Raw genomic sequence first — 26,821 nt, 5'->3', positions numbered from 1 at the left:
TCAAAATGCACAACGGGTTATTATAATTTGTTTTTGATAATAAAAATTGTTTTCCTCTTACTATTAATTTATGTAACTCAATAGTTTCATTAAAAATAAAATTGAATCTTTGAATTTTATCCCCTAGATTCTTTTTGGAATTAATATCCATTTTGCAATTATATAAAAAAGTAAATAAATATAAAACAAAAAACCCACACTGATAATCAGTATGGGTTTTCTTTAGATTGTGATCCAGTCAGGATTCGAACCTGAGACCTACTGCTTAGAAGGCAGTTGCTCTATCCAGCTGAGCTACTGGACCAATCCAAAATTCTATTACTAAAATTCGTCGGGGTGGCAGGATTCGAACCTGCGACCTCCTGCTCCCAAAGCAGGCGCGATGACCGGGCTACGCTACACCCCGAGTGGTGTTTTATTTCTAGCTTTAAAAAAGCGGAGAGACAGGGACTCGAACCCTGGCATCGGTTTCCCGATGACAGATTAGCAATCTGCTCCATTACCGCTCTGGCACCTCTCCTAACTTTTAAAAATAAGACTGATTAGTCTCATAAAGCGGTTGCAAATATATATTGACTTTTATTGCAAAACAAGTCTTTTTAGAAAAAAAATTAAATTATTTGGCTTAATTTTGGCTATTCAAAAGACTATTTAGAACTAAAAGAATGAATTTTAAAGGATTAGTATTTTCGGCAATTTCTTGTTTTTTTATTTTGGCTAGTTGTGCAACTAAAACAGTTCCACCAAAAACAATTACAAAAGTAATTCGTGACACAGTCATTATCAATTCAAAAACAGATCAACCGGAAATGACTCGAGCTGCAAAACTCGACAAGTACAAGGTAACAACAGATTATTATCCATCTATCTCGCAAGATGAACGTGTACGATTTTTGGTGTTACACTACACAGCAATCAACACAGAGTTATCGTTAAAAGTATTGACTCAGAAAGATGTAAGTGCGCATTATTTGGTAAATGATTATGATGACAAAACAATTAATCTTTTAGTTGACGAAACAAAACGTGCATGGCATGCAGGTGTTAGTAGTTGGAAAGGATTGGATAATATAAACTTTTCTTCTATTGGTATCGAAATCGTTAATCTTGGAAACAAAGGAACGGATGCTTATCCAAATTACACGCCTTATCCAGAATATCAAATCAAAAAAGTAGGTGAATTGACACAAGATATTGTAAAACGTTATAATATTTCTCCTTTTAATGTAATTGGGCATTCTGATGTTGCGCCAGGAAGAAAACCAGATCCGGGTCCACTTTTCCCTTGGAAAAAATTATATACAGATTACGGTGTTGGTGCCTGGTACGATGATACAGACAAGTATGTATTTATGCAACAATATCCTTGGGATACAACAAGTTCCGTTTTTATCACACAAGTGCAAACTGATCTTAAGAAATATGGGTACAACGTTCCTACAAATGGAATGATAGACGCGCAAACAAAAAATGCAATTGTGGCATTTCAGATGCATTTCCGTCCAGAAAAATACGATGGAGTTGTAGATGCTGAAACTTGGGCAATCTTGAAAGCATTAAACAAAAAATATAATCCATAAATCAATTTTGATTTATAGTATGAAACTCCTACGTGTTAGGAGTTTTTTATGGAATAAACTTTCAGTAAAATAATATGAATAAATAGCTTAATTTTCATTAAAAATGGAATTGAGAGTTAAGAAAAATTGAAGTAATTTTATCCAAAATAATATAACATGGCTTTTAAAAGTTTGCGCCCAATTATTTGGACGAAAGATTTACAAAAAACAACAAAATTCTATAAAAAATTAGGATTTAAGATTGCTGATCAAAATGAAGATTGGATTTGGGCTTGCTTGCAAAAAGACGATGTAGAAATTATGTTGGCTTATCCAAATGAAGGAGCAGATTTTGAACGAGCTAATTTCACAGGTTCTTTTTATTTTGTTGTAGACAACGTAGACGAGTTGTGGAATCAAGTAAAAGATGATTGCGAAGTTGTATATGAAATTGAGACCTTTGAATGGGATATGCGCGAGTTTGCAATCTACGACAACAATGGTTATATCTTACAATTTGGACAAGAAATAGAAGTTACATTCGAAGATTAATTATGATCTCAAAACGATATTACAACATTATTTTAGCGATAATTATTCTTATTATTCCAATTGTTTTTTACATGATTATTAACACTATGGTTAGTATAAAATGAAACCGACGGAGTTGACACTTGTATTTCTACTGTAACAGGAAAAAATCTTTGTTCGCAAATCGATCAACTAAAAGTTACTATTTATATTGACATGATTGTGATGATTTTCTGGTTAGCCTTAAGAAACTTAATCGTAAAAAAATAACTTATGGATTATCATTTCGAAGAAAAATTTGAACAAATTAATTTCTCAGAAAATCAAAATATATCTGGTGAATACGAGAATTGCGAGTTTATAAATTGTGATTTGAATGGATTAGATTTAAGCGATATCAAATTTATTCAATGTCAATTTATCGAATGTAATTTGAGTAATGTAACTTTAGAAAACACAAGTTTTCAGCAAGTTGAGTTTATGAATTGTAAAATGATAGGTTTTAATCTCGAAAATTCAAACAAATTTGGATTAAGTATTTCATTTGAAAATTGTACGTTAAACGACTCATCTTTTTATGAATTACCGTTAAAAAAGACAAAGTTTAGCAATTGTTCTTTACAAAATGTAGAATTTTCTTTTGCAGATCTTAGTCAAGCCTATTTTATGAACTGCAATTTGGCTCACGCTATTTTCTATCAGACCAATTTAAAGCAAGCCAACTTCAAAACGGCTTATAACTTCACGATAAATCCGAATGATAATCAATTGAAAGGTGCGCAGTTTTCCAAAGAAAATTGTGTTGGATTATTAGATTATCTTGGAATTACAATAAATTAAAAAAAAGGTTTCGAACAAAATCGAAACCTTTTTTATGCTTTCTACTTATACTATTCTAATCAGAATAAATAATTTCAGATTATATTTTACTAAATCATAACATTTTAGAATAAATTACTTCCATTCTTTATCAATTAATCAATAATTATTTCTTGATTTAATAAATAATAAGACTATTATTGCATCTTTTTTTGATAAATTCTCTGAAATAAATTCATCTCAGATTATCAACTTAAAACTTTTCTTGACATTTTCTTAAGAAATTAAAAAAAATATTAGCGTATTATTTACACTAATAAAATAAAAAAGAAATTCTTTATCAAAAAAAGCATTATTATTATTCGATACGTTATTTTAGATAAACTTAAGTCTATTAATTAAGTCAATACAAAATCACAAATAATGTACAACTAACACCATTTATTAAAAAATGAAAAAAATTTTTGTTGCACTTGCTCTACTATCCATTTTTGGAGCCACGGAATTGAAGGCTCAATATGCTTCTGAATATGATGGCGGTTTGGTCGTTAAATTAAATCCAGAAGGAAGTAAATATGTCCGATTTATTCTTTGGGGACAAACTTGGTTTCAGGATTACGAAGGAAAACACGCCAATGATGGATTTTCTATCAAACGAGCGCGTGTTCTTGCTTATTCGCAAATCAATGATCGATTTATGATTTTAACACATTTTGGTGCAAATGGAATCTATGACAATAATCTTTCTCCGATGGGAAAAAGTACAGATGTATCATTTTTCTTGCATGAAATGTTTTTACAATATAAGGTAACAAACAATTTAGCAATTGGTGCTGGAGTTCACAATTTTGGTGGAATTTCTCGTGGAAATGGTCAAGGTTCTATCAATATGTTGACCTTAGATAATAATAGAGCTGACTGGTCTACACTTGGTTTGTCTGATCAATTTTCAAATCATTTGGGAATGTTTGCAAAAGGGCGAATTGGAAAACTGAATTATCGTTTAGCATTAAGTGATGCTATTACGAATACTTTAGATGGAAACTCTTCGACAGTTTTAGAAAACGGACAAGAAAAGTATTTAGGAAAAGCGATACTTGGAGAAGGAAAATATGCGGTTTCAGGATATTTTGATTATCAATTCTTAGATCAAGAATCGAATGCTTTACCTTATCGCGTTGGAACCTATTTAGGAACTAAAAAAGTATTTAACATTGGAGCAGGATTTTTCAATCAAAGTAATGCAATTGTCAAAAAAGAAAATGATAATTTGATTGGAGAAAATGTAACTCATCTTGCTGTTGATGCTTTTTATGATGCGCCAATCGGAAAATCTTCTTCGATAACAGCTTATGCGAAATATCAAAATTCGGACATGGGCGAAAATTATGTACAAGGAAATGTTGTAGGAGATGGAAATCAGTTTTCTGGACATGTCGGGTATTTATTGCCTAAAAACATCAAAGAAGGAGAAGGGAAATTCCGTAATAGAATTCAGCCGTATGTAGGATATTCTTACAGAGATTTCAAAGGTTTAGTGAAACCTGCAAACGAATTAAAATTAGGTGGAAACTGGTACATTGATGGTCAGAATGCTAAAATTTCTGTAGAATATCAAAAATCTTTCGATCAACCAAAACACATGGACGACATGATAACAATACAAGCAATGATATTATTATAAAAAAAACACAAGAATTAACACAAAAACACTTATTTATGAGCGAAACTGCTAACAAAAAAACAATCTGGAAAGTAATTGGTGCTTCCTCTATGGGAACGCTAATTGAATGGTATGACTTCTTTATTTTTGGAAGTTTAGCTGTTGTAATTTCTACTAAATTTTTTCCCGCTGATAATCCTACAGCAGCCTTTTTATCAACCTTAGCAACATTTGCTGCTGGATTTGTTGTACGTCCATTTGGCGCATTATTCTTTGGTCGATTAGGAGATATTATCGGTCGTAAATATACGTTTATGGCTACTTTAGTATTAATGGGGGGAGCAACTTTTTTGATCGGATGTATTCCATCTTACGAATCAATCGGGTTTATCGCACCTTTATTAGTATTAATCTTACGTTTATTACAAGGTTTAGCACTTGGAGGCGAATATGGAGGTGCTGCAACATATGTAGCAGAACACGCACCAAACGGAGAAAGAGGATATTGGACTTCTTGGATACAAACGACTGCTACAGTTGGTTTATTTGTTTCGTTATTGGTTATTTTATTAACGAAAACATTATTATCAGAAGAACAATTTGACCTATGGGGATGGCGAGTTCCATTTATTTTATCAATTTTGATGGTTTACGTCTCATATTTGATTCGTAAAAACATGGATGAATCGCCAGCTTTCAAAAAAGCAAAAGATGAAGGAACAACTTCTAAAAATCCTTTGAAAGAATCTTTCGGGAATCGTTACAACATGAAATTCGTTTTATTAGCACTTTTTGGAGCTGTAATGGGACAAGGAGTCGTGTGGTATACAGGTCAGTTTTACTCGATGAGCTACATGAAAACGGTGATGAATGTAGAATCTGATCAAGTAGATTCTTTGTTAGGAATTGCTTTATTATTTGGTACACCTTTCTTTGTGTTCTTTGGATGGTTGAGTGATAAAGTTGGTCGAAAATGGGTGATGTTAATCGGAATGATTGTCGCAGTATTCTCGTATCGACCAATTTACGAATCAATGTATCAAACAACAAATCTTGAAAACAAGGAAGTGATTGCAGCACAAACAATTGAAAAAACTGAAATCAAAAATATTGACGAAAAATCTGATTCTATTTATACAATTCAAAAATCATTTACAGATGGTACAACTTACAAACAAGTTACAACGCGTCATTTAGAAAATGGTCAAGCAAAAATTGTGGCTGGAAAAGTAAGTGAAATTGTTAAAAAATCGACACATATTAATAGTGGTGATAAATGGAAATTAGTTGGTCTTATCTGGATTCAAATTATTTTTATCACAATGGTTTATGGTCCAATTGCTGCGTTCTTAGTAGAAATGTTCCCTGTTAAAATTAGATATACATCAATGTCTTTGCCTTACCACGTAGGAAACGGAATTTTTGGAGGTCTTTTACCTGCTGTTTCTACTTATTTGGTAACAAATGCCAAAAACAACGGAGATCCACAGTTTTACTTAGAGGGTCTTTGGTATCCTATCGGAATTGCGGCTGTTTGTTTTATCATCGGAGCAATTTATATCAGTAATAAAGACAGAAATGTTAACTAAAAAACTAATTAAAAATGGAAACAATTAAAAAAATATTAGGAATCGTTTGGATCGCATTATCACTTGTTTTAGCCTACTTTTGTATCATGGAATTTGGAATTCCAAAATTATCATCAGGTTCGCAAGATGATTTAGTATTCGGAATTATTATTCTATTTGTCCTTACACCAATTATTGTTATTGGAATGGCTCTCTTTGGCTATTATGCATTACTTGGTGAATACAGTGAAGAAAAAATGTAAAAAACTATACACGAAATCCTCAACACATGTTGAGGATTTTTTTATATAAATGTATTTTCAATAAACCTTTTTATTAAATCCATAAAAAACAAATCATAAAACGTTAATATCTTTTTAAGAGTTTTAGCATAGTTTATGTCAATTAATTTTAAAATCAACAAAGGTACTCGAAGTTAAACTGAAATATAATTCAAATACAAAAAGCCTTGCAAATACAAAGCTTTTCATTTATAATATAATTTCTAAAATTGTTTTATATCTGTTCTTTTTCCGTGATAGAAAAGTATTTTCCAATGTTCTGTTTTCGCATCAACTTCCCAACGCAAACGATCTTCCATCGCTTTTACACCATCTGCATCATTCTTGAAAGCGGCATGATATTTAAAATAATTTAATTGAGGTAGATTGTCAGCTCCATAAAATACAATTTCATCATTTTCTTTGATCCAAAAAACTTGTTGAAAAGGAACGTGTCCTCCTGTAACTTCGAATTTGATATTATCCGTTATATTTCCACTATCATCATTCATCCATACAATATTTTTGAATGATTTTAACTTTTCTAAACGTTCATAATTATAAGAATTATCTGTTTGAGCAACCGCATAATCATATTCGCGTTGTTGAATATTGATTTTTGCATCAGGAAAATTACATACAAACTGCTCTCCTACCCAACTTCCTATACTGTTGATATGATCTTTATGTAAATGCGAAATTAATACTTTCGTAATTTGATTTGGATTAATATTATGTTCGCGTAACTTTCTTAAAATAATTGGTTCGCAATCTATTTCAGTTCCGAAACCACAATCAATCAAAATATTTTCTTCTCCAACTTTTACCAAAAATGGACGAACAATCAAATTATATCCATCAGCGGGATTCTTTATTTCAATATTATCACCTAAATAATGAAACTCTTTTTTTGCATCAACATGAAAAACACCTTCTAAAAGAGGAATAACTTTCATTTACTTTTATTTTTTACAAAGGTAATTTGTTTAGATTTTTCCCACAAAAAAAGGCTTCCAAAATAGGAAGCCTTAGAGATTATATGATTCAAATTTTATTTTACAATTGTCATTTCATCAACGATGTGTTTTGCTCCAGCAAATTTATCAACAACCCATAAAACGTAACGAATATCTACAGATATCGTACGTTGTAATTTAGGATCGAAGATAACGTCACCAGCCATTGCTTCAATGTTTCCGTCGAATGCAATACCGATTAATTCACCTTTACCATTCATTACCGGAGAACCAGAGTTACCTCCTGTAATATCATTGTTTGATAAGAAATTTACGTGTAAATATCCATCTTTATCTCCATATTGTCCATAATCTTTTGCTTTCGCTAAATCTAATAAACGTTGTGGATTTTCGAATTCTTCGTCACCTGCAATGTGTTTTGCAACTGTACCTTCTAATGTTGTGAAATAGTTAGAAGCAACATCTGGTTGACGTTTTGGATTTGTACTTTTTGGTAAATTTTGAATAGAACCGTAAGTTAAACGTAACGTAGAATTTGCGTCTGGATATAAGATATTTCCAATTTTAGACTCACGTAAACCTTTTACCAATAAACGGAAGTTTTTAGAATAAACATCTTTCAATTTTGCTTGTTCATCAGTTTGCTTAGAAGCTCTTTCTACTAAAGCATTTGACAAAACATATAAAGGATCTTTTTTCAAGACTTCTACATCTGGAGAAATTAAGAAATTCTCAACTTGTTTTTGATCAGCGAAAAAACTTCTTTCAACAGCATCATTTACATAAGCTGTAAAGTTCTTGTTATTTTGTTTCGCTAAATCAGCAACATAAGGCGCTAAACCAGCTTCGCTCGCTTTAGAAGCATACAGATTTAATTGAGCAGCCAATAAATCTTTTTCTAAAGGTAAATACATTTTTTCGTAATAAGCATTGATTGCATTCAGAATTTTCGGACGCATTTCATCACGTTTTGCATCATTCGCTGCTGCATAGTTTTCTAATGCTTTTCCAATAGAATATGGCGCACTTGCTAAAGTTGAGTAACGCAATAAAATGTTGATGTAATTGTTATGACGAGCATCTAAATTTGTTTTCGCATAATAATTATTCAAATTCGAAACAACATCACCAAATTCGGCTTTGTTTGCTCCTTTTTGAGCCCATTTATTGAATTTTTCTTCTTCTTTTGTTTTCTTCGCAACAGTTCCGTGAAGTTTTAAAGCTTCGATCATTCCATCACGATTTTTCCAATAGTTCGCAACTCCAGCATATTTAGAAGCATAATCAATATTTACTTTTTGATTTTGCTCCATATATTTTTTCATTTGATCCATTGTAACTTTAGAAGCTTCAACCCAAGCAGGATAAGCGTACTCTACATTTTGAGCAACACCTTGCGCTGGCATCCAACGATTTGTACGACCTGGGTAACCTAAAATCATAGCGAAATCATTTGGTTGATATCCTTTTAAAGAAACTGGTAAATGATGTTTTGGTTGCAACGGAACATTGCTTGTAGAATAAGCTGCAGGATTTCCATCTTTGTCACCATATACGCGGAACATAGAGAAATCTCCTGTGTGACGTGGCCATTCCCAGTTATCTGTATCTCCACCATATTTTCCAATAGAACTTGGAGGTGTTCCTACTAAACGTACATCTTCATAGTCTTGGTAAACAAAATAGTAATATTCATTTCCTTGAAAGAATGAACGAACAGAAACAACATATTTTCCGTTTTCACTGTTCTCTTTTTCAATTTTTGCAATCTCTTGGTTAATCGCTTTTTCACGATCTAACTCAGACATTTTATCATTTACAACCCCTAAAATACGTTTAGAAACATCATCCATGCGAACGAAGAAACGTACTTTTAAGCTTTTTGGTTTTAACTCAGCAGCTTTGTCTTTTGCCCAAAAACCATCTTTTAAGTAATCATGTTCTGGAGCAGATAATTCAGCAATAGCACCATAACCACAGTGGTGATTTGTCAAAACTAAACCTTGACCAGAAACCATTTCAGCAGTACATCCACCACCAAATTGTACAATAGCATCTTTTAAAGAGTTATTGTTGATACTATAAATTTCTTCTGAAGTTAATTGTAAACCTTGTTTTTGCATATCACGGTGATTCAGACGTTCGATGAACATCAAAAACCACATTCCTTCGTCAGCTTTCACTTTAAAAGGAAAAAGCATAACCACTAAAAGCGTGGATAATAAAAATTTTTTCATTATTTGTTTGTCTTCAATTTTACGAAATGCTAAAATAATTGATTCTTTGAAGTTCTCCTAATCTTTAAGTATTTAATAAAGTTTTATTGAGGTTTTATTGTTAAAAAACGATTATTTTTATTTAATTAACACAAAATTTGAATCGTGAAAGTAAAAATTAAAATCATTAATCTACTTTACTTCCTAATTGGTTTTATTGGAATGGTTGGTTTCATTATTATTTTGAATAATCAAACTAAATCAAAACCTGAATATTTTTTTGATGAAACTAATTTATCATTTGAATATATAGATGAAATTAGAAAATATAATTTTGAAAAAAATCAATTCGAGCAATATTATATTGAAGATACTATTGTAATAAAAAACGTTCTTGACCAAAAAGAAAAAGAAAATATAATTTCCTTAATTAGAGATAAAAATATTTTTAAATTAGACTCTATTTATCAAACAGGTCATGAAGTAATTGTTACACTACCCAATCTAAGAAAAAATATTATTATTAGTGATAAAACTATCAATAGACATTTTGTTCTAACTTCTGCCTTTGAAGAAAATAATTATTTATCAAATAAAAAAGATTATAATGAATTAATCAATTTTATTAATGAACTAAATAGTATTTTAAACAAAAATGATAAAATCAAACATCTTAAAAAGACAGATTTAGAATTTATGTAACAAAAAAAGTCCGAGAAAATCTCGGACTTTTTACTTTATATCAAAACTTAATTAAGCTTCTTTATTATCTTGAGGTTTATCCTCTTTTTTCTCTGCTGGTTTAGCAGGTTTTTCTGTTCTCTCTGGTTTTGGCAACAAAGCTTTACGAGATAATTTCATTTTCTTTTTATCATCGTAACCTAAGAATTTAACATCAATTTTATCACCGATGTTTACAGAATCTTCAACTTTTTCAAGACGTCTGTGCTCTAATTCAGAAATGTGAACTAAACCTTCAACTCCTTTTGCAATCTCTACAAACGCTCCAAATGGTTTGATAGATTTTACAACTGAATGATATGTTTCACCAACTTCTGGAACGAAAGCAATTTGTTTGATTCTTTCTACAACACGATCGATGTTTTCTTGAATCACACCATTGATTTCTACACGTCCTGTTGTCTCTAACTCAGTAATTGCAATAACTGTTTCAGTTTCTTTTTGCATTTCTTGAATTACTTTTCCTCCAGGTCCGATTACTGCTCCAATGAATTCTTTAGGAATTTCAATTACAACAACTTTTGGTGCATTTGGTTTCAATTGTGGACGAGGCGCTGGTAAAGTTTCTAATAATTTACCTAAAATGTGCTCACGACCTTCTTTTGCTTGTAACAAAGCTGTTTCCATGATTTCCATAGATAAACCTTGTACTTTAATATCCATTTGACAAGCTGTGATACCGTCTGCAGTTCCTGTTACTTTAAAGTCCATATCTCCTAAGTGATCTTCATCTCCTAAGATATCAGACAATACTGTAAATTTACCTGATTTAGTATCTGTGATTAATCCCATTGCAATACCTGAAACTGGTTTTTTCATTTGTAAACCTGAATCCATAATTGCTAATGTTCCTGCACAAACTGTTGCCATAGAAGAAGAACCGTTAGATTCTAATACTTCAGAAACGATACGAACTGTATAAGGACAATCGTCTGGTAACATTTGCGCTAAAGCACGTTGTGCTAAGTTTCCGTGACCAACTTCACGACGAGAAGTTCCTCTTAATGGACGAGCTTCACCTGTTGAGAATGGAGGGAAATTATAGTGTAAAAAGAATTTTTCGTCGAAGTTTGTTACAACTCCATCAACCATATTAGCATCTTTAGAAGAACCTAAAGTTACTGTAGCTAATGCTTGAGTTTCTCCACGTGTGAAGATTGCAGAACCATGAGTTGATGGTAAATAATCAACTTCTGTCCAAATTGGACGAATCGTTTTTGGATCACGTCCGTCTAAACGAATTCCTTCGTTTAAGATTAATTGACGTACAGCTTCTTTTTGTACATCGTGGAAGTAAATGTGAGCAAAAGGAGTTACACGAGCTAACTCTTCTTCATCTCCTTCGTATTGAGCTAAGAAATCTGCTTCAACTTGAGCAAATTTATCACCTCTTTCGTGTTTATCAGATGGATGTTTAGCGATATCATAAAATTTATCATATCCATAAGCCCATACTTTTTCGCGAATTTCTTCGTCGTGTGTTTCATGGCTATATTCACGTTTTGGTAAAGATTTACCTACTTTCGCTGCTAAACTTTCTTGTGCTTCAATTTGTTTTTTAATCTCAGCATGAGCAAATTCAATTGCGTCTAACATTTCACGTTCAGAAATTTCGCTCATCTCCCCTTCTACCATTACAACAGAATCTTTAGAAGCACCAACCATAATGTCGATATCAGCTTGATCTAACTGTTCTTTTGAAGGATTAATCATTAACTCACCATTTAAACGAATAACGCGAGCTTCTGAAATTAATGTGAAAGGAATATCTGTAATTGCAATGGCTGCTGATGCAGCTAAACCAGCTAAAGCTTCTGGCATTACATTTTTATCGTAAGAAATAAGTGAGATCATAACCTGAACCTCAGCATGGAAGTCTTCTGGAAACATTGGACGTAAAACACGGTCTACAAGACGCATTGTTAATACTTCATCGTCTGATGGTTTTGCTTCTCTTCTGAAGAAATTTCCTGGGATGCGTCCTGCAGCGTAAAATTTTTCTCTATAATCTACTGTTAAAGGTAAAAAATCTACACCTGGATTTGCTTCTTTGTTTGCTACAACTGTAGCTAATAACATGGTGTCGCCCATGCGTACAACCACAGATCCGTCAGCTTGTTTTGCTAATTTCCCTGTTTCGATTGTAATTTCTCTTCCGTCTGAAAGAGTAATTTTTTCTGTGATCGCCTGTGGAATCATTCGTCTTCTTAGTATTTAATTCGTCTAAAGTTAAAGCCGTTTGCTTTAACTGCATTATATAAAGATAAATATCTTATTTTAATTTATAACAAAAAAAAAGGCAATTTCTACGTAATTGCCCTTTTATATTGTGTTTAAAATTACTTACGTAATCCTAATTCAGCGATAATCGCACGGTATCTTGTGATATCTTTTTTCTTTAAGTAGTTTAATAACGCTTTACGCTTACCAACTAACATAACTAATGATCTTTCTGTATTAAAATCTTTGTGATTTTTTTTCAAGTGACCAGTTAAGTGGTTAATTCTGTAAGTGAATAATGCGATTTGCCCTTCTGCAGATCCTGTATCTGTAGCAGATTTACCATGCTTTGCGAATAATTCGCTTTTTACTTCTGATGTTAAGTACATGCCAATATTATTTAATAATTATTATGTAATGAGGTGCAAATGTACAACTATTAAATGAAATATTAAACTTTGTACAAAAATAAAAGTGACCGATTGGTTAATTCGGTCACTTTTTAAAAATTTGGTTTAGTTTGATTTAGATAGATAATAGAAAGTGATGTTTTAATTTTCTACTAAATCAAATAGGTTTGTTTGTTGTAAAAGACTAGCTTTCACAATTGTTGGTTAATAGGTTAAAAGTCGGCTTGTTTCAATAATTAATCATAGGTTAGTTAATAATTATTAAAATAGGTTTAGGTAGGCAAGATTAATCTTCTATAATTCGTATTTTTTTATTTGTTATTATTTTAATCGGATAAACTACTTTTTCGTCCGCAGTTTGTATTGTCATACATATATTGTTAATAGCAATTATCACACCTTGTACATCATCTTCGATGATAATTCTTTGTCCAATTTCAAAATTTCTATTGGTATAAAAAGACAATAATAATCTGTAAATAACGTCTTTTGATCCTAATCCAAACGCAATTGCCAATGTCAAGAACACCGATCCTAAGATTAAGAATAAATTATTCGTAATTAAATCTGTATTAACTCCAGCTTGATTTAATGAAGTAATAATTGTAAATATCAAAATGATATAAAAAATGATATTACTAACCGGTAGTGCATTTGTATTAGATTGTATATAAAAGTTGTACAACCTAATACAAATGCACTACCGGTTTATATTATCTATTTATAGTTAACCTTCTTTATCTTTTTTGTTCGGTTTGTTAGTTGATTTTTTTCCGATTCCGAAGAAATTTCCAGTTGTGCTTGGATATTTTACTGAAAACAAATCGGCTACTTCCAACGATAATTTTATTAAAGCAACATCATCCATAACTTTTTGCTTTATTGTTTCTGGAAGCTTCTCATTGGCTAGCATAGTCTTAAAAGGGTTTTCCATTTTACAATGCCTTATAAATTTTTAATAAACGATTTTTTGCTCGATTCAATCTCATCTTAGTTGCACTTTCACCAATCTCTAAAGTTTCTGAAATTTCTTTGATTGAAAATTCATCTTGATATTTCATCAGTAATATAGATTTCTCTTCTACATCCAACTCCTTTAGGGAACGCATTAGTTTTTCGATTTTAATTCAAAAATTTCTTTGTCATCAATAATTTCGTCATTATAGTTATCAACCAAATCATCCATCACCGAATAATTTTTTCTTTCTTCTTTTATCTTTCGTTGCACATATTGACACAAAAATTATATGTAAAAGAATATAACCAAGTAGAGCTATTTGGTCACTCATTTTTTTATTTTTTTTAAAAAAATTTTTAAAATAATCTTAACTTAAACGAATATCTATTTAAAATACAATAATATATAAAAAAACCGACAAATAAAAATTTATCGGTTTTTTATGAATAATAATTAATTACGAATTATTTCTCCAAAACATCTAAGACATCCTGAAAACCTCCTCCATTAAAAATTTCGTCTACACCTTGTGCTTGTAAATATTGTGCAGCTTGACCAGAACGGTTACCACTTCTACAAAAAACTACAATAGGTCTTGACATTTCTTTAAACTCCTCTACTCTTGTAGGAACTTCTCCTAATGGAATATTAATCGCATTTGGAACAAATCCATCTGTATCCAATTCAAAAGGCTCACGAACATCTACTAATGTTATATTAGCATTGTTTATTGCTTCAACTGTTGTCATTTTAATAATTCTATTTCTATTTTTTATCCAATCAATAATTTTGCCAAGCATCTTACCAAATTCTAATACGGTCTTTTGGTGCTTTGTACAATTTATCTCCTGGTTTTGTTTTAAACGCATCATGGAACGCATCAATATTAACGATTGGTCCAAAAGAACGGTAATATCCAGGCGAATGTGGATCTGTTTTCACTTGATTTACTAAAGCTTCATCAGTCGCTTTTGTTCTCCAAATAGTTGCCCAAGATAAGAAGAAACGTTGTTGCGGAGTATATCCATCTATATTTCCGTAAGTTCCTTTATCTTTCAAATACATTTGTAATGCATCAAAAGCAACAGAAGCTCCTCCTAAATCTCCAATATTTTCTCCTGATGTAAATGTACCATTAACGTGTGTTCCTGCTACTGGTTCATAACCATCATATTGCGTTGCCAAAGCTTTTGTAGCTTTTGCAAATTTCTCTTCGTCTTGAGGTGTCCACCAGTTTACTAAGTTACCATCACCGTCAAATTTAGCTCCCGAATCATCGAATCCGTGAGAAATTTCGTGACCGATAACTGCTCCAATTCCACCAAAGTTTACAGCTGCATCCGCTCTATAATCATAGAAAGGTGGTTGTAAAATTGCTGCTGGGAAAACAATTTCGTTATTAGTTGGATTAAAATATGCATTTACAGTTTGTGGCGACATTCCCCAACGAGTTTTGTCAACTGGTTTTCCAAAATCTTTCAAGTTTTCTGCTTGACGCCATTTGCTAATTGCCATTACATCTTCAATTAAGTTTCCTCCATCTGCCAAAGATTTTACTTGTAATCCAGAATAATCTTTCCATTTATCAGGGTAACCAATTTTTACAGTAAACTTGTTTAATTTTTCTAATGCTTTCGTTTTAGTTGCGTCAGACATCCAATCTAATTCTTTGATGTGTTTGTCAAAAGATTTGAATAAATAACTGATTAATTCTTCAGCTTTTGCTTTTGCCTCTGGTGGAAAATTATCTTTCACATAAATTTGTCCTAATAATTCTCCTGTCGCGCCATTTACAAACGCTAAACCTCTTTTTTCTAATGGACGTTGCTCTTTTTGACCAGATAAAGTTTTTCCGTAAAATTCGAAATTAATTCTATCTAATTCAGATGTTGAATAACTTGCATAAGAATTGATTAATTTAAAACGTAAATAATCCTTAATCAAAGGTAAATTCTCTTGATTTAAGATTTTATCTAAATTTTTATAATAATCTAATTCACCGATAATTACCGTTTCTGGATTAATTCCTAAAGCTTTTACATAACGCTCAATATCAACATTTTTCGTTAAATTCTTAACTTCTGATAATTTTACAGGATTGTATGATTTATTTGGATCACGATCTTCTTCAACAGTTTTGATGTATTTCGCAATCATTTTTTCGAAAGCCACAATTTTTGGACCTTTCAAATCACGTGTTTTAGAACCTGTATAAGGCATCAATTGATCGATAAACTTGTTCAAATTAGCTAAAGTTTCAGTATTTTTAGCATCTTCTTTTTGGTAATAAGTTTTACCTAAAGTCAAGTCAATATCTCCTAAATAAACAGCATTTTGTTTACTATTTTTAAGGTCAGTATAAACATAAGCACCATAAAAAGGATTCTCTCCGATAGCAGCTACATCGATTAAATAATCTTGTAAACCTTTCATATCTTTGATTGCATCAATCTGCTTAAAATATTTTTGTAATGGTGCTAAAGCCGTTTTGTTACGCGCATCAACATTCATATACGCATCATACAAATCCGCAATTTTTTGCTCACTTGTTCCTTTAGCATGTTTCGTTTTAATAAGATCTTTTACCAATTGTAAAGTCACCTTATCCGTATTCTCTCTCAACTCATCAAAGCTTCCCCATCTAGCTCTATCAGAAGGAATTTCTGTAATTTTCATCCAATTACCATTTACATAATTATATAAATCATCTTGTGGACGAACCGACTTATCCATATAGTTTGGATTAAAAGCCTGATATGATTCTTGCGCAATTGCTAAAACAGAAGTACATGCAAATGCAGCAACAAATAGTTGTTTTTTCATATTTCTACTAAGTATTTTTGATTCGATTTGTCGAAATTAATACGATGTTTGTTACAAATTTACTAAATAAAGTATTAATTATTCATTCAATTTTCAACACTTTTTGATGATAAAATAGAACAATTTGAAGATTTTAAATTAAAAACACCCTATTCTGCAAATTTATTTTTCAAAAGAAAGCTTATAAAACAGAATAATATTCTATAAACAACTTCGTAAATATACTTTTTTAACATTAATAAGTCGAATTAAGTATTAATATCTAAATATTATTTTGTTATATCCAAATTCAATAGAAAATTTTTAAATTTGACACCAAACAAAAGTAACTTTTTAAAATGGAAACCGATACTATTTTGATCACCGGTGCTTTAGGACAAATTGGTTCTGAATTGGCTGAGAAATTAAAAACCATTCATGGAAAAAATAATGTAATTATTTCTGATATACGTGATCCTAAAGATGTTGATTACGATGGAATTTACGAAGTAATTGACGTAATTGATGCTGATCGAATAAAAGAAGTCATTGCAAAACACAATATTAAAACTGTTTATCATTTAGCTGCTCTACTTTCTGGTACAGCTGAAAAAAATCCAATGTTTGGTTGGAAATTAAACATGGACACTTTGCTTACTTTCCTAGAATTAGCGAAAGATAAAGTAATCGATAAAATCTTTTGGCCTTCTTCTATTGGCGTTTTTGGTCCAGATACACCAAAAAACAATACACCACAAAATACAATTCAGACTCCTTCTACAGTTTATGGTATTTCTAAATTATCAGGAGAATACTGGTGCAAATGGTACCAACAAAATCATAATGTAGACGTTCGTTCTATTCGTTTCCCTGGTCTTATTTCTTGGAAAACTCCTGCTGGAGGTGGAACTACAGATTATGCTGTTGACATTTATTACAAAGCAATCGAGGATGGAAAATATACTTCTTTCTTGAAAGAAGGAACTTATTTACCAATGTTGTATATGGATGATGCGATAAATGCAATTGTTGAATTAATGTCTGCTGATCCAAAACAATTAGGCGAATTTAAATCTTATAATTTAGGAGGTTTAAGTTTTGCTCCAGAAGATTTAGCGGCAGAAATCAAAAAACATATTCCAAATTTCACAATCGATTATGCGCCAGATTTCCGTCAAGCTATTGCTGATACTTGGCCTTCTTCTATCGATGATTCTGTTGCAAAAGCAGATTGGGGATTTGAACCAAAATTTGATATCGATAAAATGACAACTACAATGTTAGACAATTTGAAAATAAAATTAGGTAAAGCTTAATTTTTTCTTACAATACAATATTTTAGGAATGCTCTTTGATAATTTTTTGGTTAAAAAACCACAAAATATGTCAGGAGCATTTTCTAATTTAAAAAATATCGTCCATCTACTAAAATCTGTTAATTTAGAGCAATTAAATAAAATTTCTCAAAAAGTAGATTTACCTCTTTTAATGGAAAACTTTTCGAAACTTGATGATAAACAACTTCAAGGAATGATGAAAATGTTAAATCCAAATAAAAAACACAAAGAACTTCCTCCAATTGAAGGTGATTTCTACGATGTTTTTCACACTTTAACTCCAGAACAACGCAAATTACAGCTAAAAGTGAGAGCTTTTATGGAAAAAGAAGTTAAACCAATCGTTAATGATTATTGGCTTCGTGATCAATTTCCTTTCGAATTAATTCCAAAATTTAAAGAACTTAACATTTGTGGCGTCACTTACGACGGTTATGGTTGTCCAAATTTACCTTTTATTATGGAAGGCGTTTTGGCAATGGAAATGGCTCGTGTAGATGCTTCAACCGCTACTTTTTTTGGCGTACAATCTGGTCTATCAATGGGATCAATTTATATGTGCGGATCGGAAGAACAAAAAGCAAAATGGTTACCACAAATGCAAAAATTTGATAAAATCGGAGCATTTGGACTAACTGAACCCGAAGTTGGTTCTGGTGCGGCAGGAGGTTTGACCACTACATGTAAAAAAACAAAAGAAGGTTGGATTTTAAATGGCCAAAAGAAATGGATTGGTAATGCGACTTTTGCAGATTTAGTGATTATTTGGGCAAGAGATTTGGATGATGGAGAAGTAAAAGGTTTTATTGTAGAAAAAGATAATCCTGGTTTTTCTGTAGAAAAAATCAAAGGAAAAATGGCTTTACGAATTGTTCAGAATGGCTTGATTACTCTGAAAGATTGTTTAATTACAGAAGAAAATCGTTTACAAAATGCTAATTCATTTAAAGATACAGCAAAAGTATTGCGAATGACAAGAGCTGGAGTTGCTTGGATGGCAACTGGCTGCGCGCGCGGAGCATATGAAAGCGCTTTAGATTACACTCGAAATCGAAAACAATTTGGGAAACCAATTGCTTCTTTTCAAATGATACAAGGACATTTGGTCGAAATGTTATCTAATTTAACAGCAATGCAAACTTTAGTTTTTCGCTTATCTGAAATGCAAGACGAGGGAATTTTACTAGATGAACACGCATCTTTAGCTAAAGTCTTTTGTACAATGAGAACACGAGATGTCGTTTCACGAGCACGAGAAGTAATGGGTGGAAATGGAATATTATTAGAGCATGACGTCGCTCGTTTTGTTGCCGACTCCGAAGCCATTTACAGCTACGAAGGCACAAAAGAAATCAATTCGCTTATTGTAGGTCGATCTATCACAGGATTTAGCGCATTTGTTTAAAATTAAAAAAGCTGAGCAACCTACTCAGCTTTTTTGTTCTTTATATTTTGACAAAACCTATATCTTAGGTTCTTGTTGACTCAAACAATGGAAAGATCCTAGTCCCCAAATAATATCTGTAGAATCTATTCCTACAACTTTACGATCGGGGAAACATTTCTGAATAATATCCAAAGCAATTGCATCTTTTGCACAACGATAAGTTGGTACAATGACAGATTTATTCGCAATATAAAAATTCGCATAAGAAGCAGGTAAACGCTCACCTTCGCAATAAACCGCATCCGGCATTGGCAATTCAATAATGTTTAATGGACGTCCATCTCGTAATTTCATTTCTTGCAATTGGCGAAGATTCACTTGCAACAATTCGTAGTTATCATCCGATTCATCTGTTTCAACAACCGTCAAAACTGTATCTTCATTTACAAAACGAATTGTATCATCAATGTGTCCATCCGTATCATCACCAACAATTCCGTCTTCTACCCATAGAATTTGCGAAACTCCGTAATAATTTCTTAAAAATTCTTCGATTTGTTCTTGCGAATAATCTGGATTACGATTTTCATTCAATAAACAAGATTTTGATGTCATCAACGTATCTTTTCCATTGAATTCGACTGAACCTCCTTCCATAATAATTCCAGGATGAAAAACAGGAAGATTAAATTCTGCACCAATTCTTGTTGGCACAACATCATCATTTTCGAAAGGTGGATATTTTCCTCCCCACGCATTGAATCCCCAATCTACAATAACTTTTGGGTTATCAAGATTATTTTTATTCAACAAAAATGCAGGACCATGATCTCGACACCAAGCATCGTTTGTTTCGTTAAAATAGAACTCAACTTGTGACAAATTTGCATCCGTTTTTTCGATAAAAGACAAAGCAAAAATTTTCATTTCTTCATCTTTTACATTAATGCGAACTTTTTCACCTTTCGATAATTCAGCAATAAATTCAGCATAAGCTGGATAAATTAAATGAATACGATCTGGCCAAGATTCTTCTTTGTGCGGCCAAGACAACCAAGTTGCTTCGTGTTCTTCCCATTCAGCAGGAAATCTATATCCTAAATCTTTTGGAAATTTTGATGTATCTATAGTGTTCAATTTTATTTCTTTTCTAAAAGTTTAAACGTATTTTCGATATGTCCAGTAGCTTTCCAATTATCATGACCAGAAATAACTTGTTTAATCGTTGGATGTTTTACAACTAATTTCTGTATTGTTTTTGGCCATTCAATAACATTAGCTTCGCCTGTGTAACCTAAATTTATAGCGTCAGCACCTTTTATCAAACAACCTCCATTCAACACTTTATATTTCGGAAACCAAACCACAACATTATCAGAAGTATGTCCTTCTCCAAAATATTCAACAACAAACTTTTCATTACCAAATTTGTATGTTTTACCTAATTCAATCTCAAATTTAGAAGTTGCTTTTCCTTCTTTTTTTAATTTAGAATTGGTTAAAGAAGTTGCATAAGTAGGAATATTCAAATCATTATAAAAACTTAAATCTCCTGCTCTATCATCATGCGAATGTGTTGCAAACACAGCGATAACTGGCAAATTATACTTTTCTTGCAACATATCATTTAATTCTTGATATTGCGATTTCTGCCAAGGAACATCAAACAAAACGATTCCTTTATTCGTTACCAAATACATTCCATTTGCATTATACTCAACTCCATTAAACGAATTGAATGTTTGATAAACAAATAAATTGTTATTAATCGGATCAATCTGAATTGGTTTTATTTGACCAAATGCAAAACTTCCTATCAATGCAATAAGTGAAAATAATTTCTTCATTAATCCTCGTCTATAAAACGTTTTGTAATTGGTTGATAAGAATCGATGCGGCGATCTCTTAAGAAAGGCCAATGTTTACGGAAGAAATCAGATTCGTTCAAATCCAATTCAACCACTTCTGTTTCCTCTTTATCATGCGTTGCTAAGTACAACAATTTTCCCTGCGCATTTGTCGCAAAAGAGCCTCCCCAGAACTTCATTGCTCCATCTTGCTCAAAACCAACACGATTTACAGAAATAACCGGAACTCCATTCGCAACCGCATGTGAACGCTGAATTGTTTGCCAAGCATTGTATTGATCTTGATTTGTTTCTTCGTCTTGCGTCGTATCCCAACCAATCGCAGTAGGATAAAATAAAATTTCCGCACCCATCAATGCTGTAATACGAGAGGCTTCTGGATACCATTGATCCCAACAAATTAATACACCAATTTTTCCAAATTTAGTATCAAAAACTTTGTAACCTAAATCCCCTGGAGTAAAATAGAATTTTTCATAAAACGCAGGATCATCTGGGATATGCATTTTACGATATTTTCCTAAATATTGTCCATCAGCATCTAAAATAGCTGTTGTATTGTGGTATAAACCTTGCGCACGTTTCTCAAATAAAGAAGCAATAATTACAACTCCTAATTCTTTTGCTACAACTGATAACGCATCTGTTGATGGTCCAGGAATTGATTCTGCTAAATCGAAGTTGTCGTAATCTTCTACATCACAGAAATATAATGAGGTAAACAATTCTTGCAAACACACAATTTGAGCGCCTTTTGCAGCTGCTACTTTTACTTGCTCTATTGCTTTGTTTAAATTTTCTTGTTTGTTATTAGTACAAGTCATTTGTACCATTCCAACTTTAACTTTTGCCATTTTATAAATAGGTCTAAAAATAAAAATGAATAATAATTACAAAAATAGCGAATTTAGTAGGATTTAATCTATTAGAATTTATATTTAAGAATATTTTATGTTTCAAATGTGATGAAATTTAAATTTCTATAAATCTATCTAACAATGCTATTTTGAGAACAGATTTAAGAAAATTTTAAAAAAAATTTACCTAAATATTATAATTTTTAACAAGTCTTTATTAAATTGTAACTTCTAATTTTGTCGCGAATAATTTAAAACATGAAAAAATTAATTGCCCTTTCTTGTCTTTTTAGCGGAATATTTATTTCAGCTCAAAGTCAAGAAAGTTACATTTTAGCAGAAAATTCTGCCTCTTCATCCACTTCTATCTCTACAAAAAAAATAACTTATGACGATCATTTAATGGCCGCAGAATCATTCAACGTTCCAATCGTGAAGAGTTTTGATGATATTGAAGGTTTAGTTGCTACAAAAAAATTAGTTGCAATTCCTGAAGAAGGAAATGGGTACACAATTGAGAAATTAACACACAGTAAAGCATTCTTAAATAACAGAGCAAAAACTGTGTTGGAACGAATTGCTTCAAAATTTCTGGACGAAAACAATGCTACAATTACTGTAACTTCGCTTACCCGTTCTGAAGAAAGTCAAGCAAGTTTAAGACGAGTAAATAGCAATGCAACAAAAGGCGAAAGTTCTCATAACTATGGTGCTTCTTTTGATTTGTCGTATACAAAATTCAATAATAAATATACGTATAGCAAAACTCATCGTGATAATTTAGAAGCGATTTTAAAACAATTGCAAGAAGACGGTAAAATTTACTATATCAAAGAATATAGACAACACTGTTTTCATGTAACGGTTCGTAATCCCGATCAATTTAAATCAACAACAATGTAATATATAAAAGTTCTTTTCTATTTTTGCAGAAGAGAATTGAATCATGAAACAATTTTTAACAACTTTTTTTATTTGCTCTTCTTTACTCGGTTACGCTCAATCGCGAGTTGTTATAGAGCCTTCTAAAGAATATGTTCAGCATTTGAATGCCGCAAAATCTCATAAACTTGAGCTAATTGATGGTGATAAAAAGTTGAACAAATACATCAATCAAGGTAAATTGGTTAAAATAAAACAACGTGGTTATGGTTGGCGAGTTGGTGATTTAACACATAGTCATTCGTATCTTATTCCAAAAGGTCGAGAGATTTTGACAAGTATTGCAAGAGATTTTGTAAAAACAACAGGTCAAAATTTTTTCGTTGTTACATCAATGACACGAACGCTACATGATCAAAATCGTTTGAGAGGAATTAATAAAAATGCTTCTTCTAATGATAGTTCACATAATTTTGGTGCTGCTTTTGATATTTCTTATGTTAGGTTTAATCATAAAATTAGACCTGATTCTAAACTAGAAAAAGAGTTAGAACAAGTGCTAAAAAATTATGTTAGAACAGGTAAAATTTACTACGTAAAAGAATCTAAAATTAGATGTTTTCATATTATCGTTCGGAATTATTAAATTCTGAACGATTTTTTTTTGTTTGTAAATAATAACTATACAATAATCCTATAAACACAAACAAACTACAAAAACCAAATAAGTTTGACATTCCAAACAAACTGATTACACCACCAATTAGAGGACCTGTAATTCCCAATGAAATATCAATAAACAAGCCGTACGCAGCTAAAGCAGCTCCTTTGCTATTATCCGAAACCAAAGCAACTGCCTCTACTCCCATCGCAGGAAAAACCAATGAAAAACCAATTCCTGTAATACCTGCACCAATAAGAGCGATAAAAGAATTCGGAGCACTAAAAAGAATTAATAAACCTATCGTTTCGACTATCATGCAAATAATTCCAACTTTTAATCCTCCTAATGTATTAATTGAACTATTAAAAAATAATCGTCCTACAATAAACAATAAACTGAAAACACTTAAACATAAAGCTGCATTCGACCAACTATAAAAGTCGTAGTAAAGTGTTATAAAATTGGAAATTCCTCCAAATCCAAGACCTGCCAATGCTAAACAAATTCCAAAAGGAGCAACTGTTTTTAATACACTTATAAATGGTTGCGGAACTTTTGAAACTGCAGTTAATATATTTTCTTTAATTCTAGCTAAAAAATAACCTATAATCGCACAAACAATACTAAACAAACCAATAAAACCAAGTCCAAAATATTGATTTAAGATAACTCCCAACGGTGCTCCAATTGCCAATGCACCATAACTAGCAACACCATTATAAGAAATTGCTTTCGCTGTATGTTGTTGTCCAATTTTTAAAATTACCCAGTTTATCGGACTTCCACCTACCATTCCTTCTGCTGCACCAGTAACCAATCTCGCAAGTACAAGAATAGCTAATGACAAAAAATGATTGTTTCTTGTGAAGTAACAAAAGTATAATAAAACTCCAGCTAAAATAAACAAACTCATACTCAATAAAACGGCTGGTTTAGGACCTTTTGTATCTACAATTTTTCCGGCATAACCTCTCAATATAAAAGTTGTCACATATTGCAAACTAATTACAATACCCGCTACAAGCTCAGTAAAACCTAATGTTTTTGTAATAAAAATAGGTAGAATAGCCAAAGGTAAACCTATCAGTAAATAACCTATAAATGAAAAACTTACATAACCTATAATTTGCATGAAAATTTGTCGCGAACTCATACTTAATTTCTCTTCCATAACATAATGCAATCGGTTGCAAAATTAAGGGATTTAATAATGAAGGACAATTATTCCCTCATTATTAAATATAAAAATGTTTTATTCTTATTTACTTAAATTTAATCTTTACTTATTGTTATGTTAATCCGAAACCCGCATAAAATATAGAATTTTAACATCTACAAAACAAGAGATTCACACAATGAAAAAAATCGTATTATCGCTGGTATTATTTGGAAGTTTTTATACTTCTGTCAACGCTCAACAACTTGCTAAAGGAATTGTTTTTGAAGATAAAAATCAAAACAATAAATTCGATAAATCAGAAAAACGTTTGGCAAACGTGCAAATTAGTAACGGAAAACAAGTTGTTTCGACAAATGATAAAGGAGAATATCAAATCGAGATTGATAAGGAAACTATTTTGTTTGTCATTAAACCAACAAATTATAAAGTTCCTACAAACGAATTCAATCAGCCACAATTCTACTACATCAACAAACCTAAAGGCTCTCCAAAATTAGAATATGCAGGTTCTGCTCCAACTGGAAATACTCCAAAGAGTATTGATTTTGCTTTAATTCCTACAAAAGAAAACGAAAAATTTTCGGCTTTAATTTTTGGTGATCCTCAAGCTTATACAGAAGAAGAAATCGAGTATTTCTCTAAAGGTGTAATTGATGATGTTAAAGGAATAAAAGGTATGGAATTCGGACTTTCTTTAGGAGATTTGGTTGGTGATGATTTGAATTTGCATCCATCTTATATAAAAGCTGTTTCGAAAGTTGGTTTACCTTGGTACAATGTTATGGGAAATCACGATATGAATTATGATGCAAAAGAAGATCAATATTCGGATGAAACGTTCGAGAAAAATTTCGGTCCAAATAATTATTCATATAATATCGGTAAAGCACATTTTATTGTTTTAGATGATATTTTATATCCAGATCCTCGTGATGGAAAAGGATATTGGGGAGGTTTCCGTCCTGATCAATTAGAATTCATTAAAAATGATTTAAAATTTGTTCCAAAAGATCATTTAATTGTTTTAGCATTTCATATTCCGTTGCGTGACACACGTCCAGAAGATAGAAATCAATTATTCGAATTGTTAAAAGATTACCCAAATACAATTTCAATGTCTGCTCATACACATTTCCAAGAACAGATTTTTTATGCAAATCAAGATGGTTGGCAACAACAAAAACCTCATCACGAGTACAATGTTGGAACAACTTCTGGTGATTGGTATTCGGGACCGAAAGATGCAAAAGGAGTTCCGGCCTCTACGATGCGTGATGGTACACCAAAAGGTTATGCTTTTTTACATGTAGATGGTAATCAATATAAATTTGATTATAAAGTTGCAAATTCACCAAAAGAAAAACAAATCGACCTGTACCACACAAAAAAAGTAAAAGAAGGTAAACGCAATCGTGCTTTTTTATATGCTAATTTCTTTATGGGACATGAATCAAATAAAGTTGAATATCGTGTAAATAATGGTGAATGGAAAGAGATGAATTGGGATCCAACAGTTGATTACAATTATATGGAAACCATCATGAAAATTGATAATGCAGAAATTACAAATATTGGTAACAGACCTTCTGCTCCAGAAATTTCGAAACATATTTGGTCAGTTCGTTTACCGAATAAACTAAAAGTTGGAACTTATCCAATTGAAGTTCGCGCAACCGATTTGTACGGAAACACTTTTACAGAAAAATCTTCTTTCGAAGTTATTAAATAACCGTTTTATACACATCTTGATAAGCCACTTCTTTTGAAGTGGCTTTTTTAAATAAAATATTTTACAATTTATTCATGTTAAATAAAAATCAATAAACCTTTATTCAAATGTAAAACTAATATCAAGACCTCTATTTTAGTAATGTTTACTTAAAAATCTCTTAACCATGAGT

General features: G+C 31.6%; 25 protein-coding genes and 3 tRNA genes. 12 read left to right on the top strand and 16 right to left on the bottom strand.

What is annotated here, in order from left to right:
- Nucleotides 1-230: 230 nt before the first annotated feature.
- The 3 genes from B4E95_RS11825 to B4E95_RS11815 form a co-directional block, all read right to left on the bottom strand.
- A tRNA-Arg gene (locus B4E95_RS11825) sits at nt 231-304 on the bottom strand.
- A 27-nt stretch (nt 305-331) separates the two neighbouring features.
- Nucleotides 332-406: transfer RNA gene (locus tag B4E95_RS11820), tRNA-Pro, on the bottom strand.
- Nucleotides 407-436: 30 nt separating this feature from the next.
- Nucleotides 437-520 (bottom strand) — tRNA-Ser (locus B4E95_RS11815).
- A 145-nt stretch (nt 521-665) separates the two neighbouring features.
- On the opposite strand from B4E95_RS11815, the gene B4E95_RS11810 reads away from it, so the two are divergent.
- From B4E95_RS11810 to B4E95_RS11785, 6 genes are all read left to right on the top strand, one after another.
- A complete protein-coding gene (locus B4E95_RS11810; RefSeq protein WP_291091687.1) occupies nt 666-1,580 on the top strand; it encodes an N-acetylmuramoyl-L-alanine amidase in 915 nt (304 codons plus the stop codon).
- Nucleotides 1,581-1,736: 156 nt separating this feature from the next.
- A complete protein-coding gene (locus B4E95_RS11805; protein WP_038333665.1) occupies nt 1,737-2,111 on the top strand; it encodes a VOC family protein in 375 nt (124 codons plus the stop codon).
- A 252-nt stretch (nt 2,112-2,363) separates the two neighbouring features.
- Nucleotides 2,364-2,930: a pentapeptide repeat-containing protein gene (locus B4E95_RS11800; protein WP_291063420.1), complete on the top strand. Its 567-nt coding sequence runs from the start codon at nt 2,364-2,366 to the stop codon at nt 2,928-2,930.
- A 430-nt stretch (nt 2,931-3,360) separates the two neighbouring features.
- Complete coding sequence (locus B4E95_RS11795) at nt 3,361-4,593, top strand: hypothetical protein (RefSeq protein WP_291091685.1); 1,233 nt, start codon at nt 3,361-3,363, stop codon at nt 4,591-4,593.
- Nucleotides 4,594-4,628: 35 nt separating this feature from the next.
- Entirely contained in the window at nt 4,629-6,161 is a 1,533-nt protein-coding gene (locus B4E95_RS11790) for an MFS transporter (protein ID WP_221855797.1), read from the top strand.
- 14 nt (nt 6,162-6,175) lie between these two features.
- Nucleotides 6,176-6,403 (top strand): DUF6814 family protein, encoded by a 228-nt coding sequence (locus tag B4E95_RS11785; RefSeq protein WP_125350389.1) that lies wholly within the window; start codon nt 6,176-6,178, stop codon nt 6,401-6,403.
- Nucleotides 6,404-6,645: 242 nt separating this feature from the next.
- Here the strand turns inward: B4E95_RS11785 and B4E95_RS11780 are convergent, their stop codons facing one another.
- Entirely contained in the window at nt 6,646-7,377 is a 732-nt protein-coding gene (locus tag B4E95_RS11780; RefSeq protein ID WP_291091682.1) for an MBL fold metallo-hydrolase, read from the bottom strand.
- 95 nt (nt 7,378-7,472) lie between these two features.
- Nucleotides 7,473-9,635: a S46 family peptidase gene (locus B4E95_RS11775; RefSeq protein WP_291091680.1), complete on the bottom strand. Its 2,163-nt coding sequence runs from the start codon at nt 9,633-9,635 to the stop codon at nt 7,473-7,475.
- Nucleotides 9,636-9,779: 144 nt separating this feature from the next.
- Between B4E95_RS11775 and B4E95_RS11770 the strand changes: the two genes are divergently transcribed.
- Nucleotides 9,780-10,316, top strand: a complete 537-nt coding sequence (locus tag B4E95_RS11770; RefSeq protein WP_291063412.1) for a hypothetical protein — start codon at nt 9,780-9,782, stop codon at nt 10,314-10,316.
- Nucleotides 10,317-10,367: 51 nt separating this feature from the next.
- Here the strand turns inward: B4E95_RS11770 and B4E95_RS11765 are convergent, their stop codons facing one another.
- The 7 genes from B4E95_RS11765 to B4E95_RS11735 all read right to left on the bottom strand — a co-directional run bounded on the left by B4E95_RS11765 (nt 10,368) and on the right by B4E95_RS11735 (nt 16,766).
- Complete coding sequence (locus B4E95_RS11765) at nt 10,368-12,554, bottom strand: polyribonucleotide nucleotidyltransferase (protein ID WP_291063410.1); 2,187 nt, start codon at nt 12,552-12,554, stop codon at nt 10,368-10,370.
- Between the two features lie 140 nt (nt 12,555-12,694).
- A complete protein-coding gene (gene rpsO / locus B4E95_RS11760; RefSeq protein WP_038333654.1) occupies nt 12,695-12,964 on the bottom strand; it encodes a 30S ribosomal protein S15 in 270 nt (89 codons plus the stop codon).
- Nucleotides 12,965-13,271: 307 nt separating this feature from the next.
- On the bottom strand, nt 13,272-13,601 hold the full coding sequence (locus tag B4E95_RS11755; RefSeq protein ID WP_291063409.1) for a hypothetical protein: 330 nt from the start codon (nt 13,599-13,601) through the stop codon (nt 13,272-13,274).
- A gap of 111 nt (nt 13,602-13,712) precedes the next feature.
- Nucleotides 13,713-13,919 (bottom strand): hypothetical protein, encoded by a 207-nt coding sequence (locus B4E95_RS11750; protein WP_291063407.1) that lies wholly within the window; start codon nt 13,917-13,919, stop codon nt 13,713-13,715.
- A gap of 1 nt (nt 13,920) precedes the next feature.
- Nucleotides 13,921-14,094: an RNA polymerase sigma factor gene (locus B4E95_RS11745; protein WP_291063405.1), complete on the bottom strand. Its 174-nt coding sequence runs from the start codon at nt 14,092-14,094 to the stop codon at nt 13,921-13,923.
- A gap of 313 nt (nt 14,095-14,407) precedes the next feature.
- Nucleotides 14,408-14,692, bottom strand: coding sequence for a rhodanese-like domain-containing protein (locus B4E95_RS11740; protein ID WP_291091678.1), 285 nt, complete (start codon nt 14,690-14,692; stop codon nt 14,408-14,410).
- A gap of 52 nt (nt 14,693-14,744) precedes the next feature.
- Nucleotides 14,745-16,766 (bottom strand): M13 family metallopeptidase, encoded by a 2,022-nt coding sequence (locus tag B4E95_RS11735; RefSeq protein WP_291091676.1) that lies wholly within the window; start codon nt 16,764-16,766, stop codon nt 14,745-14,747.
- 338 nt (nt 16,767-17,104) lie between these two features.
- On the opposite strand from B4E95_RS11735, the gene B4E95_RS11730 reads away from it, so the two are divergent.
- Together B4E95_RS11730 and B4E95_RS11725 are read left to right on the top strand one after the other, a co-directional pair.
- A complete protein-coding gene (locus B4E95_RS11730; RefSeq protein WP_291063400.1) occupies nt 17,105-18,061 on the top strand; it encodes an NAD-dependent epimerase/dehydratase family protein in 957 nt (318 codons plus the stop codon).
- A 67-nt stretch (nt 18,062-18,128) separates the two neighbouring features.
- The gene (locus tag B4E95_RS11725) at nt 18,129-19,487 is read left to right on the top strand and encodes an acyl-CoA dehydrogenase family protein (RefSeq protein WP_291091674.1); all 1,359 of its coding nucleotides are present in this window, start codon (nt 18,129-18,131) and stop codon (nt 19,485-19,487) included.
- A 57-nt stretch (nt 19,488-19,544) separates the two neighbouring features.
- Here B4E95_RS11725 and B4E95_RS11720 read toward each other — a convergent pair whose 3' ends face one another.
- Genes B4E95_RS11720 through B4E95_RS11710 form a run of 3 tightly spaced genes read right to left on the bottom strand, consistent with a single transcriptional unit; the run spans nt 19,545 to nt 22,191 of the window.
- Entirely contained in the window at nt 19,545-20,606 is a 1,062-nt protein-coding gene (locus tag B4E95_RS11720) for an agmatine deiminase family protein (protein ID WP_291063396.1), read from the bottom strand.
- A gap of 2 nt (nt 20,607-20,608) precedes the next feature.
- Entirely contained in the window at nt 20,609-21,316 is a 708-nt protein-coding gene (gene blaEBR, locus B4E95_RS11715; RefSeq protein WP_291063394.1) for an EBR family subclass B1 metallo-beta-lactamase, read from the bottom strand.
- Nucleotides 21,316-22,191, bottom strand: a complete 876-nt coding sequence (locus B4E95_RS11710; protein ID WP_038333641.1) for a carbon-nitrogen hydrolase — start codon at nt 22,189-22,191, stop codon at nt 21,316-21,318. The genes blaEBR and B4E95_RS11710 overlap by 1 nt, the downstream gene beginning before the upstream one ends.
- Before the next feature lie 261 nt (nt 22,192-22,452).
- Between B4E95_RS11710 and B4E95_RS11705 the strand changes: the two genes are divergently transcribed.
- Both B4E95_RS11705 and B4E95_RS11700 read left to right on the top strand, forming a co-directional pair.
- Complete coding sequence (locus B4E95_RS11705; RefSeq protein ID WP_291063392.1) at nt 22,453-23,097, top strand: DUF5715 family protein; 645 nt, start codon at nt 22,453-22,455, stop codon at nt 23,095-23,097.
- A 43-nt stretch (nt 23,098-23,140) separates the two neighbouring features.
- Nucleotides 23,141-23,722: a DUF5715 family protein gene (locus B4E95_RS11700; protein WP_291063390.1), complete on the top strand. Its 582-nt coding sequence runs from the start codon at nt 23,141-23,143 to the stop codon at nt 23,720-23,722.
- Here the strand turns inward: B4E95_RS11700 and B4E95_RS11695 are convergent.
- Nucleotides 23,703-24,893 (bottom strand): MFS transporter, encoded by a 1,191-nt coding sequence (locus B4E95_RS11695; protein WP_291091672.1) that lies wholly within the window; start codon nt 24,891-24,893, stop codon nt 23,703-23,705. The genes B4E95_RS11700 and B4E95_RS11695 overlap by 20 nt on opposite strands.
- Nucleotides 24,894-25,095: 202 nt before the next feature.
- Here B4E95_RS11695 and B4E95_RS11690 point away from each other — a divergent pair, with 202 nt between their 5' ends.
- Nucleotides 25,096-26,649, top strand: coding sequence for a calcineurin-like phosphoesterase C-terminal domain-containing protein (locus tag B4E95_RS11690; protein ID WP_291091671.1), 1,554 nt, complete (start codon nt 25,096-25,098; stop codon nt 26,647-26,649).
- The last annotated feature ends 172 nt before the right edge of the window (nt 26,650-26,821 follow it).

The sequence above is a fragment of the Empedobacter sp. UBA7494 genome (assembly GCF_002478465.1).
Lineage (GTDB): Bacteria > Bacteroidota > Bacteroidia > Flavobacteriales > Weeksellaceae > Empedobacter > Empedobacter falsenii_B.
Note: the sequence above shows the minus strand (reverse complement) of the source record. Positions and strands in the feature narration are given on the sequence as shown.

Coding starts and splice junctions, on each gene's coding strand:
- B4E95_RS11810 (WP_291091687.1), top strand. CDS start 666: ATGAATTTTAAAGGATTAGTATTTTCGGCAATTTCTTGTTTTTTTATT.
- B4E95_RS11805 (WP_038333665.1), top strand. CDS start 1,737: ATGGCTTTTAAAAGTTTGCGCCCAATTATTTGGACGAAAGATTTACAA.
- B4E95_RS11800 (WP_291063420.1), top strand. CDS start 2,364: ATGGATTATCATTTCGAAGAAAAATTTGAACAAATTAATTTCTCAGAA.
- B4E95_RS11795 (WP_291091685.1), top strand. CDS start 3,361: ATGAAAAAAATTTTTGTTGCACTTGCTCTACTATCCATTTTTGGAGCC.
- B4E95_RS11790 (WP_221855797.1), top strand. CDS start 4,629: ATGAGCGAAACTGCTAACAAAAAAACAATCTGGAAAGTAATTGGTGCT.
- B4E95_RS11785 (WP_125350389.1), top strand. CDS start 6,176: ATGGAAACAATTAAAAAAATATTAGGAATCGTTTGGATCGCATTATCA.
- B4E95_RS11780 (WP_291091682.1), bottom strand. CDS start 7,377: ATGAAAGTTATTCCTCTTTTAGAAGGTGTTTTTCATGTTGATGCAAAA.
- B4E95_RS11775 (WP_291091680.1), bottom strand. CDS start 9,635: ATGAAAAAATTTTTATTATCCACGCTTTTAGTGGTTATGCTTTTTCCT.
- B4E95_RS11765 (WP_291063410.1), bottom strand. CDS start 12,554: ATGATTCCACAGGCGATCACAGAAAAAATTACTCTTTCAGACGGAAGA.
- rpsO (WP_038333654.1), bottom strand. CDS start 12,964: ATGTACTTAACATCAGAAGTAAAAAGCGAATTATTCGCAAAGCATGGT.
- B4E95_RS11750 (WP_291063407.1), bottom strand. CDS start 13,919: ATGGAAAACCCTTTTAAGACTATGCTAGCCAATGAGAAGCTTCCAGAA.
- B4E95_RS11745 (WP_291063405.1), bottom strand. CDS start 14,094: ATGCGTTCCCTAAAGGAGTTGGATGTAGAAGAGAAATCTATATTACTG.
- B4E95_RS11740 (WP_291091678.1), bottom strand. CDS start 14,692: ATGACAACAGTTGAAGCAATAAACAATGCTAATATAACATTAGTAGAT.
- B4E95_RS11735 (WP_291091676.1), bottom strand. CDS start 16,766: ATGAAAAAACAACTATTTGTTGCTGCATTTGCATGTACTTCTGTTTTA.
- B4E95_RS11730 (WP_291063400.1), top strand. CDS start 17,105: ATGGAAACCGATACTATTTTGATCACCGGTGCTTTAGGACAAATTGGT.
- B4E95_RS11725 (WP_291091674.1), top strand. CDS start 18,129: ATGTCAGGAGCATTTTCTAATTTAAAAAATATCGTCCATCTACTAAAA.
- blaEBR (WP_291063394.1), bottom strand. CDS start 21,316: ATGAAGAAATTATTTTCACTTATTGCATTGATAGGAAGTTTTGCATTT.
- B4E95_RS11710 (WP_038333641.1), bottom strand. CDS start 22,191: ATGGCAAAAGTTAAAGTTGGAATGGTACAAATGACTTGTACTAATAAC.
- B4E95_RS11705 (WP_291063392.1), top strand. CDS start 22,453: ATGAAAAAATTAATTGCCCTTTCTTGTCTTTTTAGCGGAATATTTATT.
- B4E95_RS11700 (WP_291063390.1), top strand. CDS start 23,141: ATGAAACAATTTTTAACAACTTTTTTTATTTGCTCTTCTTTACTCGGT.
- B4E95_RS11695 (WP_291091672.1), bottom strand. CDS start 24,893: ATGAGTTCGCGACAAATTTTCATGCAAATTATAGGTTATGTAAGTTTT.
- B4E95_RS11690 (WP_291091671.1), top strand. CDS start 25,096: ATGAAAAAAATCGTATTATCGCTGGTATTATTTGGAAGTTTTTATACT.